The following is a 12983-nucleotide window of genomic DNA, read 5'->3' as shown; positions in this document are numbered from 1 at the left end:
TCCGTACCGTAGACCGCCGGACGGACAGCGGCGTCAGCCCTGTGGACAACTCCCGCACTACTCCCCCCGCAGTAGGGGGAGGCCCCGGGCGGTCGGGTCGGCGCACGCCCGACTGCCTCCGGCCGTACGACGCGTGGGGGCACCCCGGCGGGCCAGGGTTCTCCCCATGACTCCAGCCTTCCTGACCGCGCCGTTCACGACCGCGCCCTTCCGCCACACCGAGCCCCTGCCGCCCAGGTCCGCCACCGGTCGCACCGCCGAGGTGTACCGGCAGCTCGCCGAGGACTTCGGCGTCGAGAACGCCTCCACCTTCGTCGTCCTGTCCTCCTCGCCCGAACTGATGGCCGCCGCCTGGGCGCTGATGCGGGAGTCGCTGCTCGCGGGCGAGGGCAGCCGCACCGGGAAGGAGCTGGCCGCCTTCGGGGTGTCCCGCGCGAACAAGTGCCCGTTCTGCGTGGACGCGCACACCCTCCTGCTGCACGCCACCGGCGACCACGCCCTCGCGGAGCGCCTGGCCCGCGGCAAGGCTCCGGAGAAGGAGGTCCAGGCGCGCATGGTCGCCTGGGGCGAGGCGACCCGGGTGCCGGGCAGTCCGGAACTCACCCCGCTGCCCTTCTTCGTCCGGCACACCGCCGCGTACGTGGGCACCGCCCTGTCCTTCCACTTCATCAACCGGATCGTCTCGGCCCTCCTGACCGAGAACCTCCTGCCGGGCAACGTCCAGCGGTTCAGGACGGTCCGCAGCCTCGTCGGCCGTTCCGTGGCGAAGACCGTGCGCCGGCGCCTCGTCCCGGGCACGAGCCTCGCCCTCCTCGACGGCGACGCGGGCCCCGGCCCGGCCTGGGCGGCCGGCACGACGGTCGGTCCCGCCTACGCGGCGCTGCGGGCCGCGGCCATGGCGGGCTCCTCCCTGCTGACCGAGTCCGACCAGCACCTCGTACGGGACACGGTCGCGATCTGGGACGGTACGCATCAGCCGTTGGTCTGGGACGCCCTGCCCGGCCGCGCGGACCGGCCCGGGGCACGGCTGGCGCTGCTGGCCGCGCTGGCCCCGTACCGGATCACCGACGAGGACGTGGCCGCCTGGAGGAAGCCGCCGTACACGGATCACTGCCTGGTCGAGCTGATCGCGTACGGCGCGTTCACCGCCGTGGACCGCATCGAGCGAGCCCTGCCCCTGCGGAGCGCCGTGAGTGACTCGGTGAGTACGCGGTAAGTGACGGAGTAAGTCAGTAAGTACTGTCACCGCGCGGGCACGGGCAGGCACGGAGCGAGTTCGCACTTCCGCCCCACAGCCACGCGTGTGACACTGGCGTCCCGTCCGCTGTGCGGACCCCTCCGCACCGTCCCCCACGAAATGTGCGCCGTGCGATCTCTTCCTCTCGCTCTCACCGCGCGTCTGGCGCCGGTCGTCGTGCTCGCCACGGCGGGCTGGGCGCTGTCGTCCGGGCCGCTCGCCGCGACTCCGGCAACGGAGAAGAAGGCCGCCCCCGACGGCGAGAGATCCCCGTCGGCGCCCGCGACCGCCGCGGCGACCCTCACCTACCGCGACTCCCCCGCGCCGTGCGAGGGGATCACGAAGAAGACGGTGACCGCGCTGGTGCCCGGTGCCAAGACGGCCGGCAAGGAGATCCCCTCGACCGACGAGTCGCTGCGCCGCACCTGCTCCTGGAACGCGCTCAAGTCGTTCGACTACCGCTGGCTGGACATCTCGTACGAGATCAAGAAGTCGGACGAGAGCGCCCTCGCCGCGTACAAGCAGCGCACGACGGAGAAGAGCGGCGGCGGCAAGGTCCCGGGCGTCGGCGACGAAGCCTACTCGGTGGTGAACCTCACCACGGACGACAAGCAGCAGACCCGTGAGGGCATGGTGATCGTCCGCGCGTCCAACGCCCTGGTGGTCGTCACGTACAACGGCAGCGACTTCGAGACCAAGAAGGCGCCCGGTACGGACGAGATCAACAAGGGGGCCATCAAGGCCGCCAAGGAGGGGATGGCCGCGCTGGAGGCCGCCCAGTAGGGGCGGCTCCCGGCGCGGCCTGCCGACCGTCAGGCGCCCCTGTCCGCGGGTTCCTCCCGTTCGGCCCGCGCCAGGGGTGCCATCAGGGCGACGTACAGGATGAGCGACGAGGCGACGCCGACCGCCCATCCGTAGTCCGCGAGCGGCTTGAGGAACGGGATGAGTCCGTCGGTCGGGAACGGGCCGAGCTTCGCGCCCTTCGCGTCGACGTTCGAGTACGAGCCGCCGACGGCCAGGACACCGCCGACGACGAAGGCCAGTACCGCTCGCCAGTTCCAGCCGTTCGTGTACCAGTAGCGTCCGCCGGGCGTGTAGAGGTCCGCGAGGTGCAGGACCGTACGGCGGATGATCCAGTAGTCGGCGATCAGGATGCCGGCGACGGTGCCGAGCAGTCCGCCGACCACCCCGAGCCAGGTGAAGATGTAGAACTCCGGGGTGGAGATCAGCTTCCAGGGGAAGATCAGGATGCCGATGACACCCGTGATCAGCGCGCCTGTACGGAAGTTGATGAACTTCGGTGCCAGGTTGGACAGGTCGTACGCCGGTGAGACCACGTTCGCCGCGATGTTCACGGAGATCGTGGCGATCAGCACGATGAAGAGCGCGAAGAGCAGACCGAAGGCGCTGTCGGTCTTGGCCGCGAGGGCCACCGGATCCCAGATCGCCTCTCCGTAGACGGCCTCGGAGCCGGAGGTGACCAGCACGGCGAGGATCGCGAAGAGCGTCATCGTCGTCGGCAGCCCAAGGGTCTGCCCCCAGGTCTGTGCCTTCTGGCTGGCGCCGAAGCGGGTGAAGTCGGGGATGTTGAGCGACAGGGTCGCCCAGAAGCCGATCATGCCCATCAGGGACGGGAAGAAGACCGGCCAGAAGTCGGGGCCCCAGCCGAGCTTCGAGGGCTGGTCGAGCAGCGCGCCGAAGCCGTCGGCCTTGACCGCGATCCAGATCAGCAGTGCGAACGCGCCGACGATCACGACGGGCGCGGCCCAGTTCTCGAAGCGCCGCAGGAAGTCCATACCGCGGTAGATGATCGCGATCTGCACGGCCCAGAACAGGATGAAGCACAGCCACAGCGGCCAGGGGTTGCCCGCGATCTGCGCCGCCTTCTCCCAGTCACCGCCGGTCAGCTTGGAGCCCAGGGCGAAGATGCCGCTGCCGCCGATCCAGGTCTGGATGCCGAACCAGCCGCAGGCCACGGCCGCCCGGATCAGCGCCGGGACGTTGGCCCCGCGCAGCCCGAAGGAGGCCCGGGCCAGTACGGGGAAGGGGATGCCGTACTTGGGTCCGGCGTGCCCGGTGGCCAGCATCGGCAGCAGCACGATGATGTTGGCCAGCGCGATCGTGAAGACGGCCTGTTTCCAGTCCATGCCGAGGGCGACCAGACCGGAGGCGAGGGTCCAGCTGGGAATGCAGTGGGCCATGGAGATCCACAGCGCCGCGAAGTTGTACGTCGTCCACTTGCGCTCGGAGACGGGGACGGGACGCAGGTCCTCGTTGGCGAAGGGGCTGCTCGCGGGGAAGGCCCCGGGGCTGAGTTCGATCCGCCCCTCGGCGTCGGCGGACTGGGATATCGGCGGCCCCGTGGGGACGGTTTCGGTCATGAGCAGGCCAATCGATGAGGTGGGACGGGAAAGGCCGTGCGGGTGGCGCCGTGGGGGTGGTGGTGCGGTCCCCTTCCCGGGGAGGTGGGAAGGGGACGACTCGGGTGCGGGCGGTTCGGAGGCGACGACGTGGGTGCGGGCGGTCGGGAGGGGACGCCGCTAACCGTTGACGGCGGGGATGACCGTCGACCCGTACGCCTCGATGACCGCCTCCTGGGCGTCATGCATGTCGTACAGGGCGAACTGGTCGACGCCCAGCTCCCGCAGGGCGTTCAGCTTCGTGATGTGCTGCTCGGCCGTACCGATCAGACAGAACCGGTCGACGATCTCGTCCGGCACGAACCGCGTGTCGGGGTTTCCGCTGCGCCCGTGGTGGGAGTAGTCGTAGCCCTCGCGGGACTTGATGTAGTCGGTGAGTTCGTCGGGGACGGCGGCGGAGTGCTCGCCGTACTTGGAGACGAGGTCGGCGACGTGGTTGCCGACCATGCCGCCGAACCAGCGGCACTGCTCCCGCGCGTGGGCGAGCGCCTCCGGTGAGTCGTCCTCGGTGACGTAGGCGGGCGCCGCCACGCAGATCTTGACGTCGGCGGGGTCGCGTCCCGCCTCGGCCGCCGCGGTCTTCACCGCCTTGACCATGTACTCGGTGAGATACAGGTCGGCGAGCTGGAGGATGAACCCGTCCGCCTCCTCGCCAGTCATCTTGAGGGCCTTGGGCCCGTACGCGGCCATCCACACCGGCAGTTCGGCGCCCGGCTTGATCCACGGGAACCTGATCACCGTGCCGCCGAGGTCGGCCTCGTCGCCGCGCCCGAGCGCCCGGATGACCTTCATGGCCTCGCTGATCCGCGCGAGGGTGTTGGGCTTGCGGCCGGCCACCCGCATCGCCGAGTCGCCGCGGCCGATGCCGCAGACCGTGCGGTTGCCGAACATGTCGTTGAGCGTGGCGAAGGTCGAGGCGGTGACCTCCCAGGTGCGGGTGCCCGGGTTCGTCACCATCGGGCCGACCTTCAACTTGGTGGTATTGGAAAGGATCTGACTGTAGATCACGAACGGCTCCTGCCACAGCACGGCGGAGTCGAAGGTCCAGCCGTACGTGAAGCCGTTGCGCTCGGCCCGCTTCATCAGGCTGATGACACGGGAGGCAGGGGGGTCGGTCTGCAGGACGAGTCCGAAGTCCATGGCGCCACTCCTGGTCGCTCAGAGAAGGTACTGACAGGTAGAGCGGGGGGTGTACATGCCGTGCCCGGCACGGCCGGTGAACTCCCGCCCGGTGATGACGGGTGTGCCGCGCGACAGGACCGTCTCGACACGGCCGGTGGTGCGCCTGCCCTCGTACGCCGAGTAGTCGACGTTCATGTGGTGGGTCTCGGCGGACATGACCTGCTCGGCGTGCGGGTCGTAGATGACGACGTCCGCGTCGGCGCCCGGCGCGATCGTCCCCTTCTTCGGGTACAGGCCGAACATCCGGGCCGGGGTCGCGCAGGCGATCTCGATCCAGCGGCGGCGCGAGATGTGGCCGTCGACGACGGCCTGGTGCAGCAGGTCCATGCGGTTCTCGACGCCCGGCAGACCGTTGGGGATCTTCGAGAAGTCGCCCCGGCCCAGCTCCTTCTGGCCCACGAAGCAGAAGGGGCAGTGGTCGGTGGAGACGACCTGGAGGTCGTTGGTGCGCAGCCCCCGCCACAGGGCGGCCTGGTGCTCCTTGGGCCGCAGCGGGGTCGAGCACACGTACTTCGCGCCCTCGAAGTCCGGCTCCGCCAGGTTGTCCGTCGAGAGGAACAGGTACTGCGGACAGGTCTCGCCGAAGACGTTCAGGCCCTCGTCGCGGGCCCGCGCCAGCTCGGCGACGGCCTCCGTCGCCGAGACGTGCACGACGTACAGCGGGGCGCCGGCCACCTGGGCGAGCTTGATGGCGCGGTGGGTGGCCTCGGCCTCCAGGAGGGCCTTGCGGACCTCGCCGTGGAAGCGGGGGTCGGTCTCGCCCCGGGCGAGTGCCTGTTCCACGAGCACGTCGATCGCGATGCCGTTCTCGGCGTGCATCATGATCAGGCCGCCGTTCTCGGCGGAGCGCTGCATGGCGCGCAGGATCTGGCCGTCGTCGCTGTAGAAGACGCCGGGGTAGGCCATGAACTGCTTGAAGGAGGTGACGCCCTCCTCGACCAGCAGGTCCATCTCCTTGAGGGTGTCCTGGTTGACGTCGGAGACGATCATGTGGAAGCCGTAGTCGATGGCGCACTTGCCGTCGGCTTTGGCGTTCCAGGCGTCCAGGCCCTCGCGCAGGGAGCGGCCGACGCTCTGGACCGCGAAGTCGATGATCGTGGTCGTGCCGCCCCAGGCGGCGGCTCGGGTGCCGGTCTCGAAGGTGTCGGAGGCGAAGGTGCCGCCGAAGGGCAGTTCCATGTGGGTGTGGGCGTCGACGCCGCCCGGGATCACGTACTTGCCGGTGGCGTCGATGGTGCGCTCTGCCGTCCAGGCCTCGGCGGCGGAGGTGCCGGGCGCGGCGATCGCGGCGATGCGGGTGTCCTCGATGAGGACGTCCGCGTGCAGTTCGTCCGACGCGGTGATCACTAGGCCACCGCGGATGACTGTACGGCTGCTCATGCTTCGTCTCCTGTCTGTCCGGACGGGCACCTCCGGTGGAGGGCGGTGGATGGGTGCGGGTACGTCGTGGCCGGGTGCGCAGTTCCCCGCGCCCCTGAAGGCCTCGTGGCTGAGCGGGCGATCCACGCCCCCTTGGTGTCGTGGCCGGGTGCGCAGTTCCCCGCGCCCCTTTCCGGGGTCCCGGGCCGGGGTCGGTGCTCAGGGGGCCGTCAGGGGGCCGTAGGCGTCCGGGCGGCGGTCGCGGTAGAACTGCCAGCGGTCGCGGACCGTGCGGAGTTTGTCCATGTCCAGGTCGCGGACCACGAGTTCGGTCTCCTTGTCGCTCGCCACCTCTCCGACGAACTGTGCTTCCGGGTCCACGAAGTACGAGGTCCCGTAGAAGTCGTTGGAGCCCAGCTCCTCCACACCCACACGGTTGATGGCGCCCACGAAGTACTCGTTGGCGACGGCCGCCGCCGGCTGCTCCAACTGCCAGAGGTAGGCGGAAAGGCCGCGCGAGGTGGCCGAGGGGTTGAAGACGATCTCGGCCCCGGCGAGCCCGAGCGCACGCCAGCCCTCCGGGAAGTGCCGGTCGTAGCAGATGTACACGCCGACCTTGCCGACCGCGGTGTCGAAGACCGGCCAACCGCTGTTGCCGGGACGGAAGTAGAACTTCTCCCAGAAGCCCTCGACCTGCGGGATGTGGTGCTTGCGGTACTTGCCGAGGTACGAGCCGTCGGCGTCGATCACCGCCGAGGTGTTGTAGAGGACGCCGGGCTGCTCCTCCTCGTACATCGGCAGGACGAGGACGATGCCCAACTCCGAAGCCAGGGACTGGAATCGGCGGACGATCGGGCCCTCGGGGATCCGCTCGGCGTACTCGTAGAACGCCTTGTCCTGGACCTGGCAGAAGTACGGCCCGTAGAACAGCTCCTGGAAGCACAGGACCTGAGCGCCCTGCGCGGCCGCGTCGCGGACCGCCTGCTCGTGGACCTGGATCATCGATTCCTTGTCGCCCGTCCACGCGGTCTGGAAGACGGCGGCGCGGATCACTCTGCTCATCGGGACCTCCGGTCGCTGGGTGTGCGGCGAGCCTAGGAAGCCCTGATGGGGACTTTGAGTTGCAGCGTGTCACGTCTGCGGGGGCGTGGCGTTCCACGGTGTCACCCTTGCCAAGGCCCATGTTTCACCACCGTTTTCCCAGGTCGTTCCATGTTTCAGCGTTGTTGCGCGTCGTGCGCGAGGAGGGCGATGTGGATGGAGGCGGCCTGTTCGAAGTCGTCGAGGTCGACTCCGAGCCGGGCCTCTATGGACTCCAGCCGCCGGTACAGCGCGGGCCGGGAGACATGGTGGAGCTGTGCGGTACGCGACTTGTTGCGGCCGGTGGCCAGATACGTCCGCAGCACCGGCAGCAGCTCCGCCTCCGCGTCGGCGCCGCACAGCAGCCCGTCCAGCTCCCGTTCCGCGAAGGACTGGACGTGCGGGTCGTCACGCAGCAGCCGCACCAGCCCGCGCAGGTGGACGTCCCGCAGCCGCACGACGACGGGGAGGTCCAGGTCGGCCGGGCTCTCGGCCACCGAGTCGGCCACGTGCCGGGCCTCGCGCAGCCCCGCGGGCACGTCGTCCCACCCGGTCCGCGCGTCCGCGGCGGCGACGACGGCCGCGGGCTCCTGGTCCCGCGGCAGGCCGCCGCCCGGTTCCGTACGCAGCCGGGTGGCGAAGTGCGCGGCGAGCGCTTCGGCGTCCTGGTCCCTGGCGAGGCTCAGCAGGACGGCGGTGACCCCGTCCGCCAGTTCGGCGACGAGTCCGGGGAGCCCCAACAGTCGCAGTACGCGCAGGAGTCGGGCCGCGCCCGCACCCCGTACGGCCAGCGGCACGAACGTCCGTCGGTTGACCGGCAGTCCGGCCGCGCGGGCCCGGGGCAGCAGGTGTCTGGCCGGTACGGCTCCGGAGACGAGGTCGGTGAGCAGGCTCTGCGCGGACTGCTCCTCCCAGGAGTGCGCGGGGCCGCCGAGCATCCGGTGCAGGACGAGCGCTTCGGCGGCCCGGTCGGCGAGGAGCCGCCCGGTGGCGGTGTCGCCGCGGTAGCCGCAGAGCACGATGCGGCCCCAGCGTTCACCGCGTCCGCCCAGTTCGGCGCGGACCCAGCCGTCGCCCTCGCTGCCGCCCGCCTGCCGCGCGATGCGCTCCCAGTCGCGCAGCACGTCGTCGACCGCGGACCGCTCCCCCGCCGTGGCGAGGACCCGGTGGGCGAGGTTGGTGACGACCACCGGGCAGGCGCTGTGGCCGGCGATCTCGTCGAGCAGCCGTTGCAGCGGGGCGCCCGTCGTGATGAGCCCGGTCAGCGCGGTGCGGACGGCCTCCGAGAGGCTGACGGCCGCGAACTTCCTTCGTACGAGCCGGGATTGCACCTCTTCGGTGAGTTCGGCGAAGGGGAACGGGCGGTGCAGGACCACCATCGGCAGCCCGCACCGTTCGGCGGCCCGGCGCATCACCTCGGGCGGCGCGGGAAAGGCCCGGCCGAGTCCGAGGACGACGGCCGAGGCCTCCGCGCGGTGCAGGGAGCGGATGTACTCGGCCTGCGCCTCCCGGTCGCCCGCGAGCAGCACGCCGGTGGTGAGGACCATCTCGCCACCGCTGAGCATCACACCGACGTCGGCGGCCTCGGCGACGTGCACCCAGCGCACGGGCCGGTCGAGCTGGCCCGCGCCCGCCACCACCTCGGGCTCCCCGGCGAGCACCCGCTCCAGGGCGAGGATCTGCCGGACCGACAGGGCGGGTTCCGAGGCGGCGGTCGTCATCAGGGCGAACCTTCAATCTCGCGGTACCGAACACTCCTCGGAGCCGACCCCTCCACGGAGTTGACTGCTGCCCAGATCGGACGCCCCGCTCAGAGTCGGGAGCTCCGCAGGGCGCGCTCCAGCATCGCGGCGCCCTCCTCGGCCTCCGCGACGGTGAGGGAAAGGGGCGGCGCGATCCGCAGGACGCTGGTGCTGTGACCACCGCCCTTGCCGATCAACAGGCCCTCCTCGCGGGCCGCTTCGAGCACGGCGGCCGCCGCGTCCGGATCGGCGTCGTCGGTGCCGGGCTTCACCAGCTCGACGCCGATCATGAGGCCGCGGCCCCGCACTTCCCGTACGCCCGGGAACTGTTCGGCGACGGCCCGCAGCCGCTCGATGAGCAGTCCGCCGACCCTGCGGGCGTTTCCCTGGAGGTCGTGCTCCAGGAGGTACATGAGGTTGGCGAGGCCCGCGGCCATGGTGACCTGGGTGCCGCCGAAGGTGGAGATGGAGTGGGAGTCGAGGCAGTTCATGATCTCGGCGCGGGCGACGACCCCGCCGATGGACATGCCGTTGCCGATGCCCTTGGCGAAGGTGAGGATGTCGGGCGGCCCGTGCTGCCCGTGCGCCTGCCAGCCCCAGAAGTGGTCGCCGGTCCTGCCCCAGCCGGTCTGCACCTCGTCGGCGATCCACAGGATGCCGCGCTCGGCGAGGACCTCGCGGAAGGCCGCGTACAGGCCGTCCGGCGGTGAGGTGAAGCCGCCGACACCCTGGACGGGCTCGGCGATCAGGGCCGCGGGCGCGCGCACATGCCCGAGCAGGTCCTCCAGGTCGGCGACGCAGGCCGCGATGAAACCGGCGTCGTCGAGATCGGCGTACGGGCCGCGGGTGCGGACGCCGCCGTGCACGTACAGCGTCTGGAGGGGCGACAGGCTGGTCGGTGACCAGCTCTTGTTGCCGGTGATGCCGACCGCGCTGAACGAACGCCCGTGGTAGCTGTTGCGCATCGCCAGGATCTGGTTGCTGCGGCGGTACGCGGTGGCCAGGAGCAGGGCCGTGTCGTTGGCCTCGGTGCCCGAGGTCGTGAAGAAGACACGTGCGTCGGGGATGCCCGACAGTTTCGCGATCCGCTCGGCCAGGTCGACCATCGGCCGGTTGAGGTAGAGCGTGGAGGAATGGTTGAGCCGGCCGGCCTGCTCACTGACGGCCTTCGTGACCTCGGGCAGGGCGTGCGCGGTCATCGTGGTGAGGATGCCGCCGAAGAAGTCGAGGTACCTGGTGCCCTCGGCGTCCCAGACGTGGCGGCCCTCGCCGTGGGTGAGCTCCAGCGGGTTCGCGTAGTAGAGGGCGAGCCAGTCCGGCAGGACGGCCCGGTGACGGCCCAGCAGGTCCTCGCTCACGGCTGCACCAGCCCTTCGTACGCGTCGGGGCGGCGGTCCCGGTAGAACGCCCACTGCTGCCGGACCTCCTCGATCAGGTCCAGGTCCAGGTCGCGGACGACGAGTTCCTCGCTCTTGTCGCTCGCGGGCTCGCCGACGAACTGGCCGCGCGGGTCGACGAAGTACGAGGTCCCGTAGAAGTCGTTGTCCCCGTACTCCTCCTCGCCGACCCGGTTGATCGCGGCGACGAAGTACTCGTTGGCGACGGCGGCGGCCGGCTGCTCCAGCTGCCACAGGTGGGCGGACAGGCCCCGGGAGGTCGCCGACGGGTTGTAGACGAGCTGGGCGCCGTTCAGGCCGAGCTGCCGCCAGCCCTCCGGGAAGTGGCGGTCGTAGCAGATGTAGACGCCGACCTTGCCGACCGCGGTGTCGAAGACGGGCCAGCCGAGGTTGCCCGGTTTGAAGTAGTACTTCTCCCAGAAGCCCTTGACCTGCGGGATGTGGTGCTTGCGGTACTTGCCGAGATACGTGCCGTCGGCGTCGATGACCGCGGCGGTGTTGTAGTAGAAGCCGGACTGTTCGACCTCGAAGACCGGGACCACGACGACCATGCCGGTCTCGCGGGCGAGTTCCCGCATCCGGGTGACGGTCGGTCCGTCCGGTACGGGTTCCGCCCAGCGGTAGTGCTCGGGCTCCTGGACCTGACAGAAGTAGGGGGCGTTGAAGACTTCCTGGAAGCCGATGATCTTGGCGCCCTGACGGGCCGCCTCGCGGGCGTGCTCCTCGTGCTTGGCGACCATGGATGCGGTGTCGCCGGTCCAGGTGGCCTGGACCAGAGCGGCGCGTACGACGTGGGCCATGAGCTGCTCCTTCGACGTGACGTCAGAGAGCCTCTACGCCCGTAGACACGGGGCGTAGAGCCCTGAAAGTAAGCCTCGGCGCTGCCCTGGGCAAGACCATCGTCGTTAACCGGCGGAGTCGATCATGTTTCACACCCCTGTGGGTGAGCGGGACGGGGGCTTCCGTCTCAGGCGGTGTAGCCGGCCACGCGCAGGGCGTGGATCAGATCCCAGTAGCGCTGCTCCGAGACGTCACGGGCCGCCTCCAGGAGGAGCGGGGCGAGGAACTGCGGGTCGGCGTCGATACTGCGGGCGGCTTCCTCCGGGGTGCGCACACGGACGTACGCGTCCAGGAGGGCGCGGACCTCGCGGTGCCGCCCCTCCGCGACGAGGCCCAGGACCGCCTCGCCGATCTCCGGGGCGGGGCGTGCGACGCCCTGCCGCAGCATCTGCCGGCCGTCCGCGGTACGTCCGGCCGCCACCAGCGCGTCGGCCGCGGCGACCAGCCGGTCGGCGGGCAGCGAGACCGCCTCCCACAGGAGGGAGGCCCAGTCGGCGTCGAGCCCGGCACGGTGCAGTTCGGCGGCGAGGAGCGGAAAGCGGGCCGCGGGCCACTGCGCGGCCTCGACCAGCACGGCGTGCGCCTCACCGGTACGGCCCTCGCCCCGCAGCCGGACGAGCGTCGCCACGGTCTCGACGGTGGTCCGCCGCGCCTCGTCGTCCAGCGGTTCGCGCCGCGCTGCCGGCTGCCCGCCGCCCTCCTCGGCCCCTCCCGCGAACCGGGCGCCCCGGGGGGTGCGGTCCGTGGGCTGCGGTACGGGCGGCACGGGGGTCACGGCGCTGCTCGCGGCCCCTTCGCTCCTGTCCGCACCCGGGCCGGTGGTCGCGTCCGTGGTCACTTCCGCGGTCGCGTCCGTCATGCCGGCGAAGCGGGCGCTGCCCCGGGCGCCGCTCCGGAGGCGGCGCTTGGAGCGCTGTCTGGGCGCGGGAGCCTCGGGAGGGACGGGGTGCTCGGCGGCTCCGGGAGCTTCCTGGGCTTCGGGGTGGGCCGCCCGGTCTCCCGGGACAGAGGCGGCCCGGGCCGCGGCGTCCTGTCGTGCGGCCCGGTCCGCGGAGGCGTCGCGCCAGAGGTCCGGCCAGTCGTCCTCGTCCGGCGCCGGACGCTGCACGCCCAGGCGCGGGGCGGCTGCCCGGGCGGTCGGCCGAGCGGAGCCAAGGCCGTCGTCCCCGCTCCGGGCGCGGCCGTCCACCGTACGCCGGTCCAACGCCTCGATACGGGCACGGATCTCGGCGCACCGGGCTGTCGCGCGGTCGTGGTCGTCGCGGGCCCACGCCAGATCGAGGCGGAGGGAGTCGCCCTCCTCCTCGGTGGTGGCCGCGGGAAGCGAACGCCCCAGTTCCGCGAGCCGTTCGGCGGCATAGCGCTGTTCGCGCAGCATGACGTCGAGCCGGTCGCCGAGAGCGTCACGACCGCCCGGCCGTGTGTCGTACGCGGCGAGGGAGGCGGCGTGCAGGGGCCTGGCCCGCTCGGTCTCCCGCGCCGCCGCCCGGTCACCGTACTCGGCGCCCAGATCCTGGAGGATGGCCTCCACGACGTCCCAGGGCGGTACCTCCCAGCCGTCCAGGCAGGCCCGCATCCCGTCGGGGTCGCGCTGCCAGAACACACCGCACCAGCCGCCGCCCTGGTCGAGCCGGGACAGCAGGCCGGTGAGGTACTGCGCGAACTCCCGTACTTGGTCCGGGAGTTGTTCCACTGTCATTGCGTTCACCCCACGCCGGACCGGAGC

10 protein-coding genes are annotated in these 12983 nt (G+C 71.1%); 2 read left to right on the top strand and 8 right to left on the bottom strand.

Annotated features, from left to right (window positions below; translation table 11 throughout):
• Nucleotides 1-166: 166 nt before the first annotated feature.
• Both IE278_RS10370 and IE278_RS10365 read left to right on the top strand, forming a co-directional pair.
• Nucleotides 167-1216 carry a carboxymuconolactone decarboxylase family protein gene (locus tag IE278_RS10370; RefSeq protein WP_189770971.1) on the top strand — a complete coding sequence of 350 codons (1050 nt, stop codon included), beginning with the start codon at nt 167-169 and terminating at the stop codon, nt 1214-1216.
• Between the two features lie 141 nt (nt 1217-1357).
• Complete coding sequence (locus IE278_RS10365; RefSeq protein ID WP_189770969.1) at nt 1358-2020, top strand: hypothetical protein; 663 nt, start codon at nt 1358-1360, stop codon at nt 2018-2020.
• Nucleotides 2021-2049: 29 nt separating this feature from the next.
• Here the strand turns inward: IE278_RS10365 and IE278_RS10360 are convergent, their stop codons facing one another.
• From IE278_RS10360 to IE278_RS10325, 8 genes are all read right to left on the bottom strand, one after another.
• Nucleotides 2050-3618, bottom strand: coding sequence for an NCS1 family nucleobase:cation symporter-1 (locus IE278_RS10360; RefSeq protein ID WP_189770968.1), 1569 nt, complete (start codon nt 3616-3618; stop codon nt 2050-2052).
• A 159-nt stretch (nt 3619-3777) separates the two neighbouring features.
• Nucleotides 3778-4797, bottom strand: coding sequence for a TIGR03842 family LLM class F420-dependent oxidoreductase (locus IE278_RS10355; RefSeq protein WP_189770966.1), 1020 nt, complete (start codon nt 4795-4797; stop codon nt 3778-3780).
• Nucleotides 4798-4815: 18 nt separating this feature from the next.
• Nucleotides 4816-6219 (bottom strand): dihydropyrimidinase, encoded by a 1404-nt coding sequence (gene hydA, locus IE278_RS10350; RefSeq protein ID WP_189770964.1) that lies wholly within the window; start codon nt 6217-6219, stop codon nt 4816-4818.
• Nucleotides 6220-6417: 198 nt separating this feature from the next.
• Entirely contained in the window at nt 6418-7260 is an 843-nt protein-coding gene (locus tag IE278_RS10345) for a nitrilase-related carbon-nitrogen hydrolase (RefSeq protein ID WP_189770962.1), read from the bottom strand.
• Between the two features lie 155 nt (nt 7261-7415).
• Nucleotides 7416-8999 carry a PucR family transcriptional regulator gene (locus IE278_RS10340; RefSeq protein ID WP_189770961.1) on the bottom strand — a complete coding sequence of 528 codons (1584 nt, stop codon included), beginning with the start codon at nt 8997-8999 and terminating at the stop codon, nt 7416-7418.
• Nucleotides 9000-9088: 89 nt separating this feature from the next.
• Nucleotides 9089-10378: an aspartate aminotransferase family protein gene (locus tag IE278_RS10335; RefSeq protein ID WP_189770960.1), complete on the bottom strand. Its 1290-nt coding sequence runs from the start codon at nt 10376-10378 to the stop codon at nt 9089-9091.
• Nucleotides 10375-11217: a nitrilase-related carbon-nitrogen hydrolase gene (locus IE278_RS10330; protein ID WP_189770959.1), complete on the bottom strand. Its 843-nt coding sequence runs from the start codon at nt 11215-11217 to the stop codon at nt 10375-10377. The genes IE278_RS10335 and IE278_RS10330 overlap by 4 nt, the downstream gene beginning before the upstream one ends.
• Nucleotides 11218-11384: 167 nt before the next feature.
• Nucleotides 11385-12956, bottom strand: a complete 1572-nt coding sequence (locus tag IE278_RS10325) for a hypothetical protein (protein WP_189770958.1) — start codon at nt 12954-12956, stop codon at nt 11385-11387.
• Nucleotides 12957-12983 lie beyond the last annotated feature (27 nt).

Source organism: Streptomyces tauricus (assembly GCF_014650955.1).
GTDB lineage: Bacteria > Actinomycetota > Actinomycetes > Streptomycetales > Streptomycetaceae > Streptomyces > Streptomyces tauricus.
Note: the sequence above shows the minus strand (reverse complement) of the source record. Positions and strands in the feature narration are given on the sequence as shown.